Source organism: Pseudomonas sp. PDM19, from assembly GCF_014852215.1.
Taxonomy (GTDB): Bacteria; Pseudomonadota; Gammaproteobacteria; order Pseudomonadales; family Pseudomonadaceae; genus Pseudomonas.
Window position 1 is genome coordinate 442666 of sequence record NZ_JACVBG010000005.1, and the last position, 19887, is coordinate 462552.

The following is a 19887-nucleotide window of genomic DNA, read 5'->3' on the forward strand; positions in this document are numbered from 1 at the left end:
CGGGCTAAAATGTCCGTAGCCAATTCGACAAAGGGACAAGGTTATCATGCGTACGTTGAACCGCCTGTTGCTCGCCGCTCTGCTGGGTCTTGGCGCGACCACCGTGTTGGCGGCGGACGATGCCCCGACGCCGGAACCGGATGTGACCATCCGCCAGGAGGGCGACAAGACCATCCAGGAATACCGCGTGAACGGATTCCTCTACGCCATCAAGGTCGTGCCCAAGCACGGCAAGCCGTACTTCCTGGTGCGCCAGGACGGCAGCGACGGCAACTTCATCCGCTCGGACCAGCCCGAAAAGCTGATTCCGCAGTGGCAGATCTTCAGCTGGTAAACCCTCCCCTCCACGACGCTCCAGAGGATTGAGCATGTCGGTATTCACGCCTCTGGAACGTCCGGTCCTGGAAGACTTCCTCGCCCCCTACGGCCTCGGCCGGCTGCGGGACTTCCGCGGCATCGCGGAAGGCTCGGAGAACAGCAACTTCTTCGTCAGCCTGGAACGGGGCGAGTTCGTCCTGACCCTGGTGGAGCGAGGTCCGGTGCAGGAGATGCCATTCTTCATCGAACTGCTCGACGTGCTGCACGAGGCTGACCTGCCAGTGCCCTACGCGCTGCGCACGAAGGACGGCGAGGCGCTGCGCCAGCTCGAAGGCAAGCCGGCGCTGCTGCAGCCGCGCCTGGCCGGCCGTCACGAACGCTCGCCGAACAACCATCACTGCCAGGAAGTCGGCGACCTGCTGGCACGCCTGCACCTGGCGACCCGCGAGCGGATCATCGAGCGCCCCAGCGACCGTGGCTTGAGCTGGATGCTGCACGAAGGCGAGACGATGCAGTCGCACCTGTCCGGCAACGCCGCGACCCTGCTGGGCGATGCCCTGGAGGAGATCGCCCGCCTGCTCGCCGAACAGCCGGCGCTGCCTCGCGCCAACCTGCACGCCGACCTGTTCCGCGACAACGTGCTGTTCGACGGCCCGCACCTGGCGGGGGTGATCGACTTCTACAACGCCAGCTCCGGCTGGATGCTTTACGACCTGGCGATCACCGTGAACGACTGGTGCTCGACGGACGACGGCGCCCTCGACGGCCCGCGCGCCCGCGCCCTGCTGGCGGCCTATGCGGCCAAGCGGCCGTTCACCGCGCTCGAAGCCGAGCTGTGGCCGGAGATGCTGCGGGTGGCTTGCGTGCGCTTCTGGCTGTCGCGACTGATCGCCGCCGAGGCATTCGCCGGGCAGGACGTGCTGATCCACGACCCGAGTGAATTCGAGCGACGCCTGGCGCAGCGGCAGACGGTGGGGATTCGTTTGCCGTTTGCCCTGTAGTTCAGCGACGGTTCGCGGACCCGGCCCACTCCTTTGAGCACTGCGCCTACCGGAAACTGATGAGCCCCTTGTAGGGGCGCGCCATGCGCGCTATCGCGGGCATGGCCCGCTCCTACAGGGAGCCCCGGTCGTCCATGGCCGGTCTTTCGAGATTGCTTAGCTCTGGCTCACCCGCACTTGGAATGCCCACAGTTCAGGCAGGTCGCGCAGCCATCCATCTGCACCACCGCCATGGTGTTGCACTTGCCGCACAGCTGCGCGCCGGCGGGGAAGCCTTCGCCGGGTTCGGCCTTGTTGGTGCCCTGGGCGGCTTCGTAGGCGGCGCGCTTCTCGGCGAGGTACAGGCGCTGCTCTTCGTCCAGCTGCGGGCCTTCCATCAGGCCGATGGCGACCAGGTGGCGCTCTACCACGGCGCCGATCTCGGCGACGATCGACGGCATATAGATGCCGCCACGCTTCAGGTAGCCGCCGCGCGGGTCGAACACCGCCTTCATTTCTTCCACCAGGAAGGTGCAGTCACCGCCCTTGCGGAATACCGCGGACATGATCCGGGTGAGCGCGACGATCCACTGGAAGTGGTCCATGTTCTTCGAGTTGATGAAGATCTCGAAGGGCCGGCGCTGCTCGTACGGGGTGTCCGGGTTGAGCACCACGTCGTTGATGGTCACGTACAGCGCATGCTCGAACAGCGGCGACTTGATCTTGTAGGTCGCACCGACCAGCAGCTCCGGTCGCTGCAGGGTTTCATCCATCTTCACCACGGCGGCCGCCGCGGCGGCTTCCACGCGGGCCTTTTCCTCGGCCACGTCCACCACCTGGAAGCCTTTGATCTTCTGGTTGATCTTGACGCTCATAGCATTCTCCAGGGGTATTAGTACTTGCCGTAATAGCCTTCTTTCAGGGCATCGAAGAGGTTGGCGGCGGTATGCATCTCGCCGTCGTACTCCACTTCCTCGTTGCCCTTGAGTTCCACCACGCTGCCATCTTCCAGCTCGAAGCGGTACAGGGTCTTCTCCAGGTCCGACTCCTTCACCAGCACACCCTGGAAGGCCGCCGGGTTGAAGCGGAAGGTGGTGCAGCCCTTCAGGCCCTGGCGCCAGGCATAGAGGTAGATGTCCTTGAAGTCCTCGAACGGGTAGTCGGTGGGGACGTTGGCGGTCTTGGAGATCGACGAGTCGATCCACTTCTGCGCGGCGGCCTGGATGTCCACGTGCTGCTGCGGGGTGATGTCGTCGGCGGTGATGAAGTAGTCCGGCAGACGGTGCTTCTCTTCCTCGGCGCCCGGTACAGCGTGGTTGTCGACCTGGTCACGGTAGGCCAGCAGCTCGTAGCTGAAGACCGAGATCTTCTCCTTGGTCTTGCGCCCGGCGCGGATCAGGTTGCGCGAATAGTGGTGGGCGAAGCTCGGCTCGATGCCGTTGGAAGCGTTGTTGGCCAGGCTCAGGCTGATGGTGCCAGTGGGCGCGATGGAACTGTGGTGGGTGAAGCGCGCACCGTGCTCGGCCAGTTCCTCGATCAGCTGCGGCGCATGCTCGGCGACACGCTGCATGTAGCGCGAGTACTTGGCGTGCAGCACGCGGCCCGCCACCTTGTCGCCGACCTTGAGGCCATCGGCTTTCATCTCCGGGCGCTTGCGCAGCATCTCGGCGGTGACGTCGTATTCCTTCACCAGGGCCGGCGCCGGACCTTTCTCGCGGGACAGCTCCAGAGCCACTTCCCAGCCGACCAGGGCCATCTCGCGCGCCACTTCCTCGGTGAACACGCAGGCTTCCGGGCTGCCGTAGCGCAGCTTGAGCAGGGTCAGCGCCGAGCCCAGGCCGAGGAAGCCCATGCCGTGGCGACGCTTGCCGAGAATTTCCGCGCGCTGCTGCTCCAGCGGCAGGCCGTTGATCTCCACCACGTTGTCGAGCATGCGGGTGAACACCCGGACCACTTCGCGGTAGCGTTCCCAGTCGAAGCGCGCATTGTCGCCGAAGGCATCGACCACGAAGGTGGTCAGGTTCACCGAGCCCAGCAGGCACGAGCCGTAGGGCGGCAGCGGCTGCTCGCCGCAGGGGTTGGTGGCACGGATCGCCTCGCACCACCAGTTGTTGTTCATCTCGTTGACCCGGTCGATGAGGATGAAGCCGGGCTCGGCGTAATCGTAGGTGGACACCATGATCATGTCCCACAGGTGCCGCGCCTTGACCCGGCCATAGACCTTGCAGGCCACGCGGCCGTCATCGCCCACCAGGTAGTCGTCGTGCAGCGGCCAGTCGCGCCAGACCACTTCCTCGGCGTTCTTCAGGTCGACTTCGTCACGCTCCTTCTGGTGGATCGGGAACACCAGCGGCCAGTCCTCGTCGTCCTCCACGGCGTTCATGAAGCCGTCGGTGATCAGCAGGCTGAGGTTGAACTGGCGCAGGCGGCCGTCTTCGCGCTTGGCGCGGATGAACTCGCGCACGTCCGGATGGCTGACGTCGAAGGTGCCCATCTGCGCGCCGCGCCGCCCCCCGGCGGAGCTGACGGTGAAGCACATCTTGTCGTAGATATCCATGAACGACAGCGGCCCGCTGGTGTGCGCGCCGGCGCCGGAGACGTAGGCGCCACGCGGGCGCAGGGTGCTGAACTCGTAGCCGATGCCGCAGCCGGCCTTGAGCGTCAGCCCGGCCTCGTGGACCTTCTCCAGGATGTCGTCCATGGAGTCGCGGATGATCCCGGAGACGGTGCAGTTGATGGTCGAGGTGGCTGGCTTGTGCCCTTGGGCGCCGGCGTTGGAAATGATCCGCCCGGCCGGGATGGCGCCGTTGCGCAGGGCCCAGAGGAAGCGCTCGTACCAGTGCTCGCGCAGCGCCTTGTTGGCCTCGACGTCGGCCAGGGCGCGGGCAACGCGCTGCCAGGTCTCGTCGACGCTGCCGTCGATGGGGTCACCGCTCTTGTGCTTCAGGCGGTACTTGCTGTCCCAGATATCCTGCGAGGCAGGCTGCAGGGCGAGAACTCCTGGGTTGGCGCCGCGTTGGCGCGCATCGGTCTTGGCCATCCGGGAAATAACCTCCTGTCGGTTGGGTGGCAGGCGCAAATGGAGCGCGAGTAGACCCCATATGTAGGCATAGATTCCTGATCACCATCAACATCTTGTGTCAGGCAACCCCAACTAGACACCATAGACAATTGAACGGCGAACGCCGTCAAAGCTGCGAAAAGCCGACGATTGGCGGGGAATCAGGGGAGGAAAGTGCAGGAAATTTCAGGCGGGGGCAGTGCGACGATCGGGCGCGGATATGGCGTTGCGCCTCGGCCGATTCCGGGGATGAATTGCAGGAGCGCGCCATGCGCGCGATCGCGGGCATGGCGCGCCCTTACAGGGGGAAGCCCGGAGCCGCGGATTACTCAGCAACGTAGTGCGGATAAAGCGGAACGCTTTATCCGCCATCCGAGGCCCAACGGCGGATAACGCCCGAGGCGTTATCCGCCCTACGAGCGAGGAAGCTTGGGTAGAGGGCCGACTCAGAGCTTCTCCAGACACCCCGCGAACTCGTCCGCCAGGTTGCCCAGCAGGTTTTCGTAGCCCTGGGCATCCACCTTGACGCCCACGCCCAGGTCATCCAGCTCGGCCAGGCGCACCGGCAGGCCCTGGCTCAGGGTGTCGGCCAGGCGCGGGCGGATCGGTGGTTCGCTGAAGATGCAGGACGGGCCGGCCTTCTGCAGCTGCGCACGCATCATGGCCACGTGGCGGGCGCCCGGCTGCACGTCGGCGGACACCGCGAAGACGCCGGCATGGCGCAGACCATAGGCCTCTTCGAAGTAGTCGAAGGCCTCGTGGAAGACGAAGAACGGCTTGCCCTTGAGCGGATCGATGCGCTGTTTCAGGCGCGCGTCGAGGGTTTCCATGCGCTCGTCGAAGGCCTTCAGATTGGCCTGGTAGCGGCTGGCATTGGCCGGGTCGGCGATGGCCAGGTCCTCGGCCATGCGCGCGGCGATCACCTGGGCGTTGGCCGGCAACAGCCAGAGGTGGGCGTCGATCATGCCCGGCCGGTGGTCGTGGTCATGCCCCGTATCGTCATCATCGTGGTCCGGGTGATTGGACTCGCTGAAATCGGCGAACTTGCGCAGGTGCATGCCGGCCTGGTCCTGCACGGCCACGCTCGGGCCCTTGCGGCTTTCCAGCACCTTGGGCAGGAAGTTCTCCAGGTCCTGGCCGACCCAGTAGAACAACTGTGCGTCACGCACGCGGCGGATGTCCGACGGGCGCAGCGAGTAGCTGTGCGGCGAGGCGCCCGGCGGCAGCAGCACGTCCGGCGTGCCCTCGCCGTCCTGGATGGCGGCGGCGATCAGTTGCAGCGGCTTGATGCTGGTCAGCACGCTGACCTCGGCACGTACGGGGAGGCTGAGCAGCAGCGCGCAGGCGGCGGTCAGCAGGGCGACGGGACGGAAGGACACGGCGGTACTCACACAGGGGAGACATGAAAGAGTAATATAATAACGTCTCTGAACCCGAGCGTCGCCGCGCATGTACAAGATTGCCCCCAAGACTCCCCTCGCCTGCCGTCCGCACGACCACGCCAACTGCGTGGCCAGCGCCCTGGCCGACGCCGATGCGCTGTGCGCGCGTCAGGGCGTACGCCTGACCGAGCTGCGCCGGCGCGTGCTGGAGCTGGTCTGGGCGAGCCACAAGCCGCTGGGCGCCTACGACATCCTCGCCGTGCTGAGCGAGGAAGACGGCCGCAAGGCAGCGCCGCCGACGGTCTACCGCGCCCTCGACTTCCTCCTGGAAAACGGCCTGGTGCACCGCATCGCCTCGCTCAACGCCTTCATCGGCTGCGCCCACCCCGAACATGCCCATGAAGGCCAGTTCCTGATCTGCCGCGCCTGCCACACCGCCATCGAGCTGGAACAGCCGGCCATCAGCGAGGCCATCGTCGCCGGCGCCAAGGGCGTCGGCTTCGCCGTGGAAAGCCAGACCGTCGAGATCGTCGGCCTCTGCGGCGCCTGCGCCCCCGGCCAGCGGGAGGCGTGATGAGCGACGCCCTGATCCGCCTGCAAGGCGTCGGCGTCAGTTACGCCGGCCAGGCGGTGCTGCAGAACGTCGACCTGACCATCGCCCCCGGCGAGATCGTCACCCTGATCGGCCCCAACGGCGCCGGCAAGACAACCCTGGTGCGCAGCGTGCTCGGCCTGCTCAAGCCCGATACCGGCAGCGTCTGGCGCCAGCCGAAGCTGTCCATCGGCTACATGCCGCAGAAGCTCCATGTCGATCCGACCCTGCCGCTGACCGTGTTCCGTTTCCTGCGCCTGGTCCCCGGCGTGCAGCGCTCCCACGCGCTCGACGCGCTGAAGGAAGTCGGTGCCGCCCACGTCATCGACAAACCGCTGCAGAGCGTCTCCGGCGGCGAGTTGCAGCGCGTGCTGCTGGCCCGCGCCCTGCTGCGCAAGCCGGAACTGCTGGTGCTCGACGAGCCCGTGCAGGGCGTCGACGTCGCAGGGCAAGCCGAGCTGTACCGCCTGATCGGCCGCCTGCGCGACCGCCTCGGCTGCGGCGTACTGATGGTCTCCCACGACCTGCACCTGGTGATGAGCGCCACCGACAAGGTGGTCTGCCTGAATCGCCATGTCTGCTGCTCCGGGCACCCGGAACAGGTCAGCGGCGACCCGGCCTTCGTCGAGCTGTTCGGCCAGGACGCCCGCAGCCTGGCGGTCTATCACCACCACCACGACCATTCCCACGACCTGCACGGCGAGGTGGTGAAACCCGCCTTCCCGGCCGGCACCCGCTTCACTCCGGTCCACCAGCACGGCCCCGACTGCAACCATGGCTGATTTCCTGCTCAACGCCCTCCTCGCCGGGCTGGCCCTGGCGGTGGTCGCCGGGCCCCTGGGTTCGTTCGTCGTCTGGCGACGCATGGCCTATTTCGGCGACACCCTGTCCCACGCCGCCCTGCTCGGCGTGGCCTTGGGCTTCCTGCTGGACGTCAGCCCGACGCTGGCGGTGACCGTCGGCTGCGTGCTGCTTGCCGTCCTGCTGGTCACCCTGCAGCAGCGCCAGCCGCTGGCCGCCGACACCCTGCTCGGCATCCTCGCCCACAGCACGCTGTCACTGGGCCTGGTGACGCTGAGCTTCATGAAGGAAGTGCGCGTCGACCTGATGGCCTACCTGTTCGGCGACCTGCTTGCCGTCAGCCAGACCGACCTCCTGTGGATAGTCGCCGGCAGCGCCCTGGTGCTGGGGCTGATCTGCTGGCTGTGGCGGCCGCTGCTGGCGATCACCGTGCACGAGGAACTGGCGCGGGTCGAAGGCCTGCCGGTCACCGCCATCCGCCTGGCGCTGATGCTGCTGATCGCCATCGTCATCGCCGTGGCCATGAAGATCGTCGGCGTGCTGCTGATCACCTCCCTGCTGATCATCCCCGCCGCCGCCGCCCAGCGGCATGCGCGCAGCCCTGAGCAAATGGCCTTCGGTGCCAGTCTGATCGGCCTGGTGGCGGTATGTGCCGGGCTCTCGCTGTCCTGGTTCAAGGACACCCCTGCCGGCCCCTCCATCGTGGTCAGCGCGGCAGCCCTGTTCCTGCTGAGTTTTGTCCTGCCGCGCCGGACGGTGTAGAATTTGGCGATTTTTTGATCAAAAGAGACCCTGACGCATGAAGTCGTTCGTCATCCGCCTGTTCGCGCTGATGGCCATGGCACTGGCCCTCGCGGCCTGCCAGAGCACCGCGAGCAATCCGCCCAGCAGCAGTGGCTTCGAGACCGAACTGGCCGCCGGCCGTCTGGAATCCGCGCAGCTCGCGCTGGGTTCCGAACAGGAAGACGCCACTCAGCTCGCCGAGCGCCGCAAGCGCCTGGCCGACGCATACCTTGAGCGCAGCCGCGAAGCGCTGGCCAAGGGCGATGTCAATGGCGCCACCACCGCTCTGACCCGCGCCCGCTCGCTGATGCCCCGCGCCCCTGGCGTCGCCGCCGACGTGAGCGGCCTGCAGAAGCCCGCCGTTCCGGTCGCCCCGGCCGTCCAGCCGAACTGCACACCCTGAGCCCCACGGGCGCCCGTTCGCGGCGCCCGTTATTTCCTTTTGTTCCGTGCTTAGCTGAACAAAGATTAATCAGCCATAAAAAAGCAGGTTAAAATGCGCGGTTTTGGCTGACCGCCTACGCTCGTTCCCTACGCCTGTTCATCCGACGGCCCCGGCAGCGAGCGGCGCCTCCCCGTACCCACAAGGTTCGCTAAGTGATCGAATTCCACGACGTCCACAAGACCTATCGCGTCGCCGGACGCGATATCCCGGCCCTGCAGCCGACCCGCCTGTCCATCGAGGGCGGTCAGGTCTTTGGCCTGATCGGCCATTCCGGCGCCGGTAAAAGTACCCTGCTGCGCCTGATCAACCGCCTGGAAGAGCCCAGCGGCGGACGCATCGTCATCGACGGCGAAGACATCACCGCCCTGGACGCGGACGGCCTGCGCCGCTTCCGCCAGCGCGTCGGGATGATCTTCCAGCACTTCAACCTGCTGGCCTCCAAGACCGTCGCCGACAACATCGCCATGCCGATGAAGCTCGCCGGCACCTTCAGCGCCGCCGAGATCACCGCGCGGGTAGACGAACTGCTCGATCGCGTCGGCCTCAAGGACCACGCGCGCAAGTATCCGGCGCAGCTCTCCGGCGGCCAGAAGCAGCGCGTCGGCATTGCCCGCGCGCTGGCCTGCCGGCCGACCATCCTGCTCTGCGACGAGGCCACCAGCGCCCTCGACCCGCAGACCACCGGCCAGGTCCTGCAGTTGCTGGCGGAAATCAACCGCGAGCTGAAGCTGACCATCGTCCTGATCACCCACGAGATGGACGTGATCCGCCGCGTCTGCGACCAGGTCGCGGTGATGGATGCCGGGCGCATCGTCGAACAGGGCGAGGTCGCCGACGTGTTCCTCCATCCGCAGCACGAGACCACCCGCCGCTTCGTCTTCGAAGCCGAGCGCGTCGATGAGGACGAGCAGCACGACGATTTCGCCCACGTACCGGGGCGCATCCTGCGCCTGACCTTCCGTGGCGAGGCGACCTACGCGCCGCTGCTGGGCACCGTCGCGCGCCAGACCGGCGTCGACTACAGCATCCTTGCCGGGCGCATCGACCGCATCAAGGACCAACCCTACGGCCAGCTCACCCTGTCCCTGGTGGGCGGTGACATCGAGGCCGCCCTGGCGCAGCTCAACGCGGCCGAAGTCCATGTGGAGGTGCTGCGCGCATGAGCGATTTCTTCGTAAATATTGATTGGTCGGAAATCCTCCAGGCCAGCCTCGACACCTTCTGGATGCTCGGCGGCTCGCTGCTGTTCACCGTCATCCTCGGCCTGCCCCTGGGCGTGCTGCTGTTCCTCACCGGGCCCAAGCAGATGTTCGCCAACCGCGGCATCTACGGCGTGCTGGCGTTCATCGTCAACGTGCTGCGCTCGCTGCCGTTCATCATCCTGCTGATCGTGCTGATCCCGCTCACGGTGATCCTGGTCGGCACCTCGCTGGGCGTCGCCGGGGCCATCCCGCCGCTGGTGGTAGGTGCCACGCCGTTCTTCGCGCGCCTGGTGGAAACCGCCCTGCGCGAGGTGGACAAGGGCATCATCGAAGCCACCCAGGCCATGGGCGCCAGCACCCGCCAGATCATCTGGAACGCCCTGCTGCCCGAGGCCCGCCCGGGCATCATTGCCGCCATCACCGTCACCGCCATCACCCTGGTGTCCTACACCGCGATGGCCGGCGTGGTCGGCGCCGGCGGCCTCGGCGACCTGGCGATCCGCTACGGCTACCAACGCTTCCAGGACGACGTGATGCTGCTCACCGTGGTGATGCTGGTGGTCCTCGTCCAGATCCTGCAGACCGTCGGCGACAAGCTGGTGGTCCACTACTCGCGCAAATAACCACAAGGCCCGCCGGATGCGGGCCGACATAGGAGCCAACCATGAAGAAACTGTTCGCCGCGTTCGCTGCCGCCGCAGTCATCGCCGCCCCGCTGGCCCAGGCCGCCGACAGCCTGACCGTCGCCGCCACCCCGGTGCCGCACGCCGAGATCCTCAACTTCGTCAAACCCATCCTGGCCAAGGAAGGGGTTGAGCTGAAGGTGAAGGAATTCACCGACTACGTGCAGCCCAACACCCAGGTCGCCGAGAAGCGCCTGGACGCCAACTTCTTCCAGCACCAACCGTACCTGGATGAGTTCAACAAGACCAAGGGCACCAGCCTGATCGCCGTGACCGGCGTGCACATCGAGCCGCTGGGCGCCTACTCCACCAAGTTCAAGAAGCTCGAAGAGCTGCCCTCCGGCGCCACCGTGGTGATTCCCAACGACGCCACCAACGGCGGCCGCGCGCTGCTGCTGCTGGACAAGGCCGGCGTGATCAAGCTGAAGGACAACAAGTCCATCACCGCCACCCCGAAGGACATCGTCGAGAACCCGAAGAACATCAAGGTGCGTGAGCTGGAAGCGGCCACCCTGCCGCGCGTGCTGACCCAGGTCGACCTCGCCCTGATCAACACCAACTACGCCCTGGAAGCCAAGCTGAACCCCACCAAGGACGCGCTGGCCATCGAAGGCGCCGACTCGCCCTACGTGAACATCCTGGTTGCCCGCCCGGACAACAAGGACAGCGCCGCCATGCAGAAGCTGGCCGCCGCACTGCACAGCCCCGAGGTGAAGCAGTTCATCCTCGAGAAGTACAAGGGTGCCGTGGTGCCGGCGTTCTGATCGCCGCGTAGCTGACGCGCTGAAAAAAGCCCGGTCGAATGACCGGGCTTTTTCGTTTCAGCGCCTCGCAAAGCCGCGCGCCAGGGCCATTGATCAAATAATCACCAGCCTTTCCTGCATATTTTCCATGCCGCAAAGGCATCGGTTTTTCATGGAATCGCGCAAAGCCCCGGATGGCGTGGCCTGCAGCGACTCGCCCAAAACACATAGCACTGAAAGTTATTTAAATAAGAGAAACAATCACTTCAAGAGCTAAGACGCTCCGCCAATCATGCAGGTCCGTTCCAGGCGCGACTTAGAGCCGCGCAGACCAGCAAGGAGATCGTTCATGGCTCAACCCCAGCATGCCCTCGCGCCGGATGCGTTCCTGCGCCACGTGCCCGGCGGCGACCTGGTCGATCTCGGCCGCCCGCTGCGCCACGCGCTGGAGCTGGGCCGCCACGTGCCGGCGAAAGCCCGCGCGCTGAGCCGCCGCGAAGCCGTGCTGCTCGGTCTGTTTGCCCTGACACTGCACGGTGCGGTGGTCTACTGGCTGAGCCAGCAGCCCACCCCGCAACTGCCGGAGGTGCCGCCGCAGGTGCCGCCGATGACCATCGAATTCACCGCACCTACGCCGCCGGTGGTCGAGCCGCCGCCGCCCGAGCCGATTCCCGAGCCGGTCGTGCAGGAGCCGCCGCCCCCGGTGGTGGATGAGAACGCGGTGAAACCGCCGCCGCCCAAGCCGATCCCCAAACCCAAGCCGAAGCCGGTGGCCAAGCCCAAGCCCGTGCCCAAGCCGGTCGAGCAACCCACGCCGCCCAAGGCCGAAACCCCGCCGCCGCAACCGGCTCCGCCCGCCCCGGCAGCACCGGCGCCAGCCCCGCTGACGCCGCCCTCGGCCAGCGCCGGTTACCTGAAGAACCCGGCGCCGGAGTACCCGCCCCTGGCCCAGCGCCGTGGCTGGGAAGGCACCGTGCTGCTGCGCGTACACGTCCTCGCCAGCGGTAGCCCGAGCGAGATCCAGGTGCAGAAGAGCAGCGGCCGCGATGCCCTGGACGATGCCGCGGTGCGCGCGGTGAAACGCTGGAGCTTCGTCCCCGCCAAGCGCGGCGACGTGGCCCAGGACGGCTGGGTCAGCGTACCCATCGATTTCAAATTGCATTGATTCAACTTGCCCAGATCAGCCGCACGAGAAACGCGGAAGGAGAACACCCATGAGTCTGCCCCTGAACCCCCTGGAATCCGTCGAAGGCGCAGTCATCTGGCTGCTGGTCGGCTTCTCCGTCGTCACCTGGGCGCTGGCCCTGGTGAAAGGCGTCCAGTTCACCCGCCAGAAGTCCCAGGACAAGCGCTTCCAGAAGCAGTTCTGGAGCGCCACCAGCCTCGAATCGGCCGGTGACCAGGCCGCCGGCAAGCCCGGCGCCGGGGCACGTGTCGCCCAGGCCGGTTTCGCCGCCATTCAGGTGCAGGACAACGGCCAGCCAGACCTGGCCCAGTCGATCAACCACCAGGACCGCCTCGAACGCGCCCTGCGCCAGCAGATCCAGCGTGAGCGCCGCTCCCTGGAATCGGGCCTGGCAGTACTTGCCTCGATCGGTTCCACCTCGCCCTTCATCGGCCTGTTCGGCACCGTGTGGGGCATCATGGAAGCGCTCAAGGGCATCAGCGCGGCGGGCTCCGCCAGCCTGGAAACCGTCGCCGGCCCCATCGGCAGCGCGCTGATCGCCACCGGTGTGGGGATCGCCGTCGCCGTGCCGGCGGTGCTGGTCTACAACTACTTCCTCCGTCGCCTGAAACTCACTGCGGCCGACCTCGACGACTTCGCCCACGACTTCTACAGCCTCGCGCAGAAGAGCGCCTTCCGTGTCGTCACCCTGCCCACCGCCGCGCGCAAACCGGCTGCCGGCGCCAGCGTGAAGGAGGCGAGCTGACATGGCCTTCTCGACCCAGGACAGCGACGAAGTTCTCTCCGAGATCAACGTGACCCCGCTGGTGGACGTGATGCTGGTGCTGCTGGTGGTGTTCATCGTCACCGCGCCGCTGCTGACCAACGCCATCCCGATCAACCTGCCCAAGACCGAGGCGGTCGCCCCGCCGGAGCAGAAGGACCCGCTGGTGGTGAGCATCGACGGCGCCGGCAAGTGGTTCATCAACAAGGACGAGATCCAGCCGGAGTTGCTGCAGAGCAACCTGGCCGCGGCCAAGGCCAAGGACGCCGAAGTCCGGGTGCAGCTGCAGGCCGACGAGACGGTGAACTACGGCCAGGTAGCCAAGGCCATGGCCTCCATCGAGAAGGCGGGGATTACCAAACTGGCGGTGATCACCGCGCGCTGAGGCACCTGTAAGACACCTGAAACAGAGCGGGTGTAGAAAGGGACCTCCACAACGTACCGAGCTTCAAGGCCGCTCTCCCAATACTCAGGCAGGGGTGAGCGGCCTTTTTTTATCCGCGCGCTTCGCGCCGATGACGGTTGCTCACGTAGGGCGCATAACCCGGAACGGGTTATCCGCCACCTGCCCCACGGCGGATAACGCTGGCGCGTTATGCGCCCTACCAGAGCGCCAGTGGCTGCTGCGCCTGCCAAACCACCCGCCGTTCGTCGTCATCCCCGCCCCGGCAATAAACCTATGCCTTTCAGGCCCTTCCGTGGCCGCCGCTGTTCCACTAAGTTGATGACAGTCTGGAGACCTGAGGGGTACCGCATGACATCGTCTCCCGCTTCGGAAGGCCCGTTCTATCCGCCGACACTGGGGGTGCCGGAACGCTTCACACCCGCACAGCTGCGCGCCTCGCTCGACATCACCATGAGCGAACACGGCGCCGGTCCGGTGTGGCTGTTCGCCTACGGCTCGCTGATCTGGCGCCCGGAATTCCCGGTAGCCGAGGCACGCCGCGCGCGGGTGCACGGCTACCATCGCGGGCTCTACCTGTGGTCCCTCACCCACCGCGGCACCCCGGAAGCGCCGGGCCTGGTGCTCGGCCTGGACCGTGGCGGCTCCTGCGCCGGCTTCGCCTTCCGCCTGCCCGACGACAACCTCGACGCCAACCTCTACGCGCTGTGGGAACGGGAGATGCCCTACGCCTCCTACCGCCCGGAATGGCTGAACTGCCGCCTCGACGACGGCAGCCGCGTGCGTGCCCTGGGCTTCGTCCTCGAGCGCCACCTGCCCAGCTACGCCGGCTCCCTGCCCGACAACATCGTCCAGCATGTGCTCGACAGCGCCCAGGGCCACTTCGGCACCACCCGCGACTACGTCGAGCAGACTGCCAAGGCCCTGCGCGAATACGCCATGCCCGACCTCAACCTGGAAGGCATCCTGGCGCGCTGCTGTCCGCTGCGCCGGGCGCAGGACTGAGGTCTTATTGCTATTCGTTAGATAGAAATACTGCATAAGCAAAGAATTTCTTATTCCTTAACGAATATTAAAACCCTCCCTAGAATGCCTTCTCATGACGATTCGAGAGGGCCGCTCCATGCGCAATGAACGCATTCGCTACCTGATCGTGCCGGGCTGGCACGGTTCCGATGACGCCCATTGGCAGAGCCACTGGCAGCGCGCCCTGCCGAATGCCGCGCGGGTGCAGCAGCAGGACTGGATCACCCCGCGGCACAACGACTGGGTCGCCGAGCTGGACCGTGAAATCCGCCGCGAACCGGGCCGCGTGGTGCTCATTGCCCACAGCCTGGGCTGCGTCACCGTCGCCTCCTGGGCGGCCCGCGCCGACCGCCGCACCCTTGCCCAGGTCGAGGGCGCCTTGCTGGTGGCCCCAGCTGACGTGGAGCGGGAAACCTGCCACGAGGCCCTGCGCAATTTCGCCCCCATCGCCGCGCAGAACCTGCCCTTCCCCGCCGTGCTGGTGGGTTCGGACAACGATGCCGCCTGCAGCCCGCAGCGCGCGCTGATCCTTGGCCGCACCTGGGGCGCCGAGACGGTGATCCTGCCCTCCGCCGGGCACATCAACGTGAAATCCGGCCACGGCGCCTGGGAATCGGGCTACCGTCATCTGTATCGCCTGCAGTACCTGATCGACCAGCAATCGCGCCAGCGCGCCTGATCCGACGAAAGACGGCGCGCGGTGTGACGACCGCGCCTATCCCATCGCGGCGCGGATTCGGCTAGGGTGAGGCATAGCCCCACGCCGAAGACCGCCATGCCACCGTTGCACGACCTGTCCGCCGTCGAACTGCTGGCCCTGTACCGCTCGCACCAGCTATCCCCCGTCGAGTACCTGGAGCATCTGATCGCTCACATCGACCGCTGGGAGCCGCAACTCTGCGCGCTCTTCGCCTTCGATCCGCAGCGGGCGATGGAGCAGGCGCGGCGCTCCGAGGCGCGCTGGATCCGCTGCGCGCCCTGCGGCGAACTGGATGGCGTGCCGGTGACCATCAAGGAGCTGATCGCCACCCGTGGCGACCCGATCCCCCAGGGCAGCGCCGCCACCCTGCTGCAACCTTCAACCGGCGACGCACCGCCTGCCGCGCGGATGTTCGAGGCTGGCGCGATCCTGCTGGGCAAGACCACGGTACCGGACTTCGGCATGCTCTCCTCCGGGCTTTCCAGCTTCCACGAGCTGGCGCGCAATCCCTGGGACCTGCGCATGAACCCCGGCGGCTCCAGCGCCGGCGCCGCCTCGGCGGCCGCCGCCGGCTACGGGCCGCTGCACATCGGCACCGACATCGGCGGCTCGGTCCGCCTGCCAGCGGGTTGGTGCGGCCTGGTCGGCTTCAAGCCGAGCTTCGGGCGCATTCCCATCGACCCGTACTACACCGGGCGCTGCGCCGGGCCGATGACCCGCACGCTGGACGATGCGGCGCTGATGATGAAGCACCTCACCCGCCCGGACTGGCGCGACGCCACGGCGCTGCCGCCGGCGGACCTGGACTGGCACATCGAGGAACTGGACGTGCAGGGCCTGCGCATCGGCCTGCAGCTCGATCCAGGTTGCGGCCTGCAACCGGATGCGGAAGTCCGAGCCGCCGTCGAGGCGGTCGCGCGGCGCTTCGCCAATGCGGGAGCGGAGATCGTCGAAGTGCAGCCGATCCTCGACCGCGAGCTGCTCGATGGGCTCGACAAGTTCTGGCGCGCACGCCTGTGGGCCGAGCTGGAGAACCTGCCCCGCGAGCGCCAGGCCAAGGTGCTGCCGTACATCTACCAGTGGGCCGAGGGCGGCGCCTCGGTCAGCGGCGCCGACGCGGTGCGCGGCTACAACCGCACTTTCGACATGCGTCGACGGGCCGCCGAGCAATTCCACGAGATAGACTTCCTGCTCTCGCCGACCAACCAGGTCGCCGCCTTCCCGGCCGAGTGGGCCTCGCCCACCAACGACCCGGCGCTGCCCTTCGAGCACATCGGCTTCACCGTGCCCTGGAACATGTCCGAGCAACCGGCACTCTCAATCAACTGTGGCTTCACCAGCGCGGGCATGCCCATTGGCCTGCAGATCGTCGGCCCGCGCTTCGCCGACATCGAGGTACTGCGTCTGGGCAAGACCTACGAACACTGGCGCGGCCCCGTCAGCCGCTGGCCGCAGCCGCCGGGAGTCAACTAGGCTCAGGCACACCGCCGACCACAAGGAACCGATCGCGCGCCCATGCAGTACACCACCTACATCGCCCACTTCCTGGTCGTCATCCAGCTGCTGGGGATCATCGCCGCGGTCCACGCCGTGCTCAGCGTGCGCACCGCGCAGGGCGCCATCGCCTGGGCGACCTCACTGGTGTTCATGCCGCTGCTGACGCTGGTGCCCTACCTCGTCTTCGGCCGCAGCCGCTTCGACGCCTACATCGGTGCGCGCCGGCAGGCCAACGAGGAAATGCACGTCGCCGCCGCCGAACTGGACTGGCGTCCCTGGGTGGAAGAGGCCCTCGCCGCCCGCCAGTACCACGCCTACAAGGCGCTCAAGGCCATGGTCGGGCTGGCGCGCATGCCGACGCTGGCGAACAACAAGGTGCGCCTGCTGGTGAACGGCAAGGCATCCTTCGATGCGATGTTCGAGGCCATTTCCAGCGCGCAGAAAGTCATCCTCGTGCAGTTCTTCATCATCCGTGACGACGCCCTCGGCCAGCGCCTCGCGCAGCTGCTGCTGGAGCGTGCAGCCAACGGCGTGGATGTGTTCCTGCTGTATGACGGCATCGGCAGCCACGCGCTATCGCGTCGCTACATCGAGCGCCTGCGCCAGGGCGGCGTGCAGGTGCATGCCTTCAGCACCGGCAGCGGGATGATCAACCGCTTCCAGGTGAACTTCCGCAACCACCGCAAGATCGTGGTGGTCGACGGCGTGCGCGGTTTCGTCGGCGGGCACAACGTCGGCGTCGAATACCTGGGCGAGAAGCCGCCGCTGGCACCCTGGCGCGACACCCACATCGAACTGCACGGTCCGGCGGTGGCCTGCCTGCAGGAGTGCTTCGCCGAGGACTGGTTCTGGGCCACCCATGCGCTGCCGACGCTGATCCTGCCCGACGGTTACGACGACGCCGGGATGCTCTGCCAGGTGGTGCCCAGCGGCCCGGCGGACACCCAGGAAACCTGCTCGCTGTTCTTCGTCGAATCGATCAATGCGGCGGTGGAGCGGGTGTGGATCACCACGCCGTACTTCGTCCCGGACGAAGCCGTCGCCGCGGCCCTGCGCCTGGCGGTACTGCGCGGCGTGGACGTGCGCATCCTGTTGCCCTCGCGACCGGACCACAAGACGGTCTACGCCGCCTCCAGCCTGTACGCGCTGGACGCCGTGCGCGCCGGCGTGCGGGTGTTCCGCTACCAGCCGGGGTTCCTGCACCAGAAGGTGGTGCTGATCGACCACGACAGCGCCGCGGTGGGCAGCGCCAACCTGGACAACCGCTCCTTCCGCCTGAACTTCGAGATCATGGTGATCACCGTCGACGAAGGCTTCGCCCGCGACGTGGAGACCATGCTGGAAGAGGACTTCGCGCAGTCGGTGGAGATGACCCTGGACGACCGCAAGCGCGTGCACCGGCTGCAGCAGCTGGGGATGCGCGTGGCGCGGCTGGTGTCGCCGATTCTCTGACCCACAGTACCGGACTTGACCTGTAGGAGCGCGCCATGCGCGCGATCGCGGGCATGGCCCGCTCCTACAGGGAAAACTGTCGCCGGGGTTGTGACCGTCCCAAAAGAAAACGCCCGGTTCACTCGCGTGAACCGGGCGTTTCTTTCTCTAGCGCGAGGTCATCAGGCTGGCGCGGAGGAGCGGATCAGGTGGTCGAAGGCGGAGAGCGACGCCTTGGCGCCTTCGCCGACCGCGATCACGATCTGCTTGTACGGTACGGTGGTCACGTCACCGGCGGCGAAGATGCCCGGCAGCGAGGTTTCACCGCGAGCGTCGACGATGATCTCACCACGCGGGGTCAGCTCGATGGTGCCCTTGAGCCATTCGCTGTTGGGCAGCAGGCCGATCTGCACGAAGATGCCTTCCAGGTCGACGGACTTGAACTCTTCCGAGTTGCGGTCCTTGTAGACCAGGCCGGTGACCTTCTGGCCATCGCCTTTCACTTCGCTGGTCAGCGCGCTGGTGATCACGTCAACGTTCGGCAGGCTGAACAGCTTGCGTTGCAGCACGGCATCGGCGCGCAGCTTGCTGTCGAACTCCAGCAGGGTCACGTGGGACACGATGCCGGCCAGGTCGATGGCCGCTTCGACGCCGGAGTTGCCGCCGCCGATCACCGCCACGCGCTTGCCCTTGAACAGCGGGCCGTCGCAGTGAGGGCAGAAGCACACGCCCTTGGCCTTGTATTCCTTCTCGCCCGGCACGCCCATTTCGCGCCAGCGGGCGCCGGTGGCCAGGATCAGCGACTTGGCCTTCAGGCTGCCGCCGCCCTCGAACTGCACTTCGTGCAGGCCGCCGGCAGTCTTCGCCGGAATCAGCGCGCTGGCGCGCTGCAGGTTCATGATGTCGACGTCGTAGTGCTTGACGTGTTCTTCCAGCTGACGAGCCAGTTTCGGGCCTTCGGTCTCGGTCACCGAGATGAAGTTTTCGATCGCCATGGTGTCCAGCACCTGGCCGCCGAAGCGCTCGGCCGCGACGCCGGTACGGATGCCTTTACGAGCGGCATAGATGGCCGCCGCAGCGCCAGCCGGGCCACCGCCGACGACCAGTACGTCGAACGCTTCCTTGGCCGACAGCTTCTCGGCTTCGCGGGCAGCGGCGCCGGTGTCGATCTTGGCGAGGATTTCTTCCACGCCCATGCGGCCCTGGCCGAACACTTCACCGTTGAGGTAGATACTCGGGACAGCCATCACCTGGCGGCGCTCGACTTCTTCCTGGAACAGCGCGCCGTCGATGGCGACGTGGCGGATGTTCGGGTTGAGCACGGCCATCAGGTTCAGCGCCTGGACCACGTCCGGGCAGTTCTGGCAGGACAGCGAGAAGTAGGTTTCGAACACGAACGAACCCTGGATGCCCTTGATCTGCTCGATCACTTCGGCTTCGAGCTTGGACGGGTGGCCGCCGACCTGCAGCAGCGCCAGCACCAGGGAGGTGAATTCGTGACCCATGGGGATGCCGGCGAAAGCCAGGCCGATGTTCGCCCCGGGGCGGTTCAGCGAGAAGGACGGCTTGCGAGCGTCGCTGCCATCTTCACGCAGGGTGATCTTGTCGGTCAGGCCGACGATTTCGTGCAGCAGCTCGCTCATTTCGCGGGATTTGTCGCTGTCATCGAGGGACGCGACGATCTCGAACGGCTGCTGGACCTTTTCCAGGTAGGCCTTCAACTGGGTTTTAAGCGTGGCGTCCAACATGATTCAAATCCTCGGAATCTGAGCAAAAGGGTTCCCCGGCAGGCTTTTCAGCCCACCCTACGCACGCTTTTGGCTTGGGTAGGGAGGATGCCGGTAGGCATCCTCGGGGTGTTGCCAAACGGCTCGGGAAGCTTTCGTGGGCG

General features: G+C 66.5%; 20 protein-coding genes. 16 read left to right on the forward strand and 4 right to left on the reverse strand.

All coding sequences use genetic code 11. The annotated features are described in order from the left end of the window. Positions 1-46: 46 nt before the first annotated feature. Both IB273_RS28480 and IB273_RS28485 read left to right on the forward strand, forming a co-directional pair. Positions 47-334: a DUF2782 domain-containing protein gene (locus IB273_RS28480; RefSeq protein ID WP_192225575.1), complete on the forward strand. Its 288-nt coding sequence runs from the start codon at positions 47-49 to the stop codon at positions 332-334. Between the two features lie 34 nt (positions 335-368). After that, on the forward strand, positions 369-1319 hold the full coding sequence (locus IB273_RS28485; protein WP_192225576.1) for a homoserine kinase: 951 nt from the start codon (positions 369-371) through the stop codon (positions 1317-1319). Positions 1320-1486: 167 nt separating this feature from the next. On the opposite strand, the gene IB273_RS28490 is transcribed toward IB273_RS28485, so the two are convergent. The 3 genes from IB273_RS28490 to znuA form a co-directional block, all read right to left on the reverse strand. After that, complete coding sequence (locus IB273_RS28490; protein ID WP_017521239.1) at positions 1487-2173, reverse strand: NrdJb; 687 nt, start codon at positions 2171-2173, stop codon at positions 1487-1489. Between the two features lie 17 nt (positions 2174-2190). Beyond that, positions 2191-4338, reverse strand: coding sequence for an adenosylcobalamin-dependent ribonucleoside-diphosphate reductase (locus tag IB273_RS28495; RefSeq protein ID WP_192225577.1), 2148 nt, complete (start codon positions 4336-4338; stop codon positions 2191-2193). Positions 4339-4805: 467 nt separating this feature from the next. Beyond that, the gene (gene znuA, locus IB273_RS28500) at positions 4806-5738 is read right to left on the reverse strand and encodes a zinc ABC transporter substrate-binding protein ZnuA (RefSeq protein WP_192225578.1); all 933 of its coding nucleotides are present in this window, start codon (positions 5736-5738) and stop codon (positions 4806-4808) included. Positions 5739-5808: 70 nt separating this feature from the next. On the opposite strand from znuA, the gene zur reads away from it, so the two are divergent. From zur to cls, 14 genes are all read left to right on the forward strand, one after another. Next, on the forward strand, positions 5809-6315 hold the full coding sequence (gene zur / locus IB273_RS28505; RefSeq protein WP_015474971.1) for a zinc uptake transcriptional repressor Zur: 507 nt from the start codon (positions 5809-5811) through the stop codon (positions 6313-6315). Further along, entirely contained in the window at positions 6315-7115 is an 801-nt protein-coding gene (gene znuC, locus IB273_RS28510) for a zinc ABC transporter ATP-binding protein ZnuC (RefSeq protein ID WP_081518832.1), read from the forward strand. Before zur ends, znuC begins: the two co-directional genes overlap by 1 nt. Continuing rightward, complete coding sequence (znuB, locus tag IB273_RS28515; protein WP_017521234.1) at positions 7108-7896, forward strand: zinc ABC transporter permease subunit ZnuB; 789 nt, start codon at positions 7108-7110, stop codon at positions 7894-7896. Before znuC ends, znuB begins: the two co-directional genes overlap by 8 nt. Positions 7897-7933: 37 nt before the next feature. After that, complete coding sequence (locus IB273_RS28520; RefSeq protein ID WP_081518833.1) at positions 7934-8320, forward strand: hypothetical protein; 387 nt, start codon at positions 7934-7936, stop codon at positions 8318-8320. A gap of 194 nt (positions 8321-8514) precedes the next feature. Further along, on the forward strand, positions 8515-9525 hold the full coding sequence (locus tag IB273_RS28525; RefSeq protein ID WP_192225579.1) for a methionine ABC transporter ATP-binding protein: 1011 nt from the start codon (positions 8515-8517) through the stop codon (positions 9523-9525). Then, complete coding sequence (locus IB273_RS28530; protein ID WP_024766991.1) at positions 9522-10187, forward strand: methionine ABC transporter permease; 666 nt, start codon at positions 9522-9524, stop codon at positions 10185-10187. Before IB273_RS28525 ends, IB273_RS28530 begins: the two co-directional genes overlap by 4 nt. A 41-nt stretch (positions 10188-10228) precedes the next feature. Beyond that, positions 10229-11011, forward strand: a complete 783-nt coding sequence (locus IB273_RS28535; RefSeq protein ID WP_024766992.1) for a MetQ/NlpA family ABC transporter substrate-binding protein — start codon at positions 10229-10231, stop codon at positions 11009-11011. 328 nt (positions 11012-11339) lie between these two features. Then, positions 11340-12155 (forward strand): energy transducer TonB, encoded by an 816-nt coding sequence (locus tag IB273_RS28540; RefSeq protein WP_151188946.1) that lies wholly within the window; start codon positions 11340-11342, stop codon positions 12153-12155. A gap of 49 nt (positions 12156-12204) precedes the next feature. Beyond that, the gene (locus tag IB273_RS28545; RefSeq protein WP_081518836.1) at positions 12205-12921 is read left to right on the forward strand and encodes a MotA/TolQ/ExbB proton channel family protein; all 717 of its coding nucleotides are present in this window, start codon (positions 12205-12207) and stop codon (positions 12919-12921) included. Position 12922: 1 nt separating this feature from the next. Then, a complete protein-coding gene (locus tag IB273_RS28550) occupies positions 12923-13324 on the forward strand; it encodes an ExbD/TolR family protein (protein WP_081518837.1) in 402 nt (133 codons plus the stop codon). A gap of 369 nt (positions 13325-13693) precedes the next feature. Beyond that, positions 13694-14347 (forward strand): gamma-glutamylcyclotransferase, encoded by a 654-nt coding sequence (locus IB273_RS28555; RefSeq protein WP_081518838.1) that lies wholly within the window; start codon positions 13694-13696, stop codon positions 14345-14347. A 118-nt stretch (positions 14348-14465) separates the two neighbouring features. Beyond that, on the forward strand, positions 14466-15047 hold the full coding sequence (locus tag IB273_RS28560) for an alpha/beta hydrolase (RefSeq protein ID WP_081518839.1): 582 nt from the start codon (positions 14466-14468) through the stop codon (positions 15045-15047). Between the two features lie 96 nt (positions 15048-15143). Beyond that, complete coding sequence (locus IB273_RS28565; protein ID WP_192225580.1) at positions 15144-16541, forward strand: amidase; 1398 nt, start codon at positions 15144-15146, stop codon at positions 16539-16541. 42 nt (positions 16542-16583) lie between these two features. Further along, positions 16584-18017: a cardiolipin synthase gene (gene cls, locus IB273_RS28570; RefSeq protein WP_081518841.1), complete on the forward strand. Its 1434-nt coding sequence runs from the start codon at positions 16584-16586 to the stop codon at positions 18015-18017. Between the two features lie 161 nt (positions 18018-18178). Here cls and ahpF read toward each other — a convergent pair whose 3' ends face one another. Continuing rightward, positions 18179-19744, reverse strand: coding sequence for an alkyl hydroperoxide reductase subunit F (ahpF, locus tag IB273_RS28575; protein ID WP_081518842.1), 1566 nt, complete (start codon positions 19742-19744; stop codon positions 18179-18181). Positions 19745-19887 lie beyond the last annotated feature (143 nt).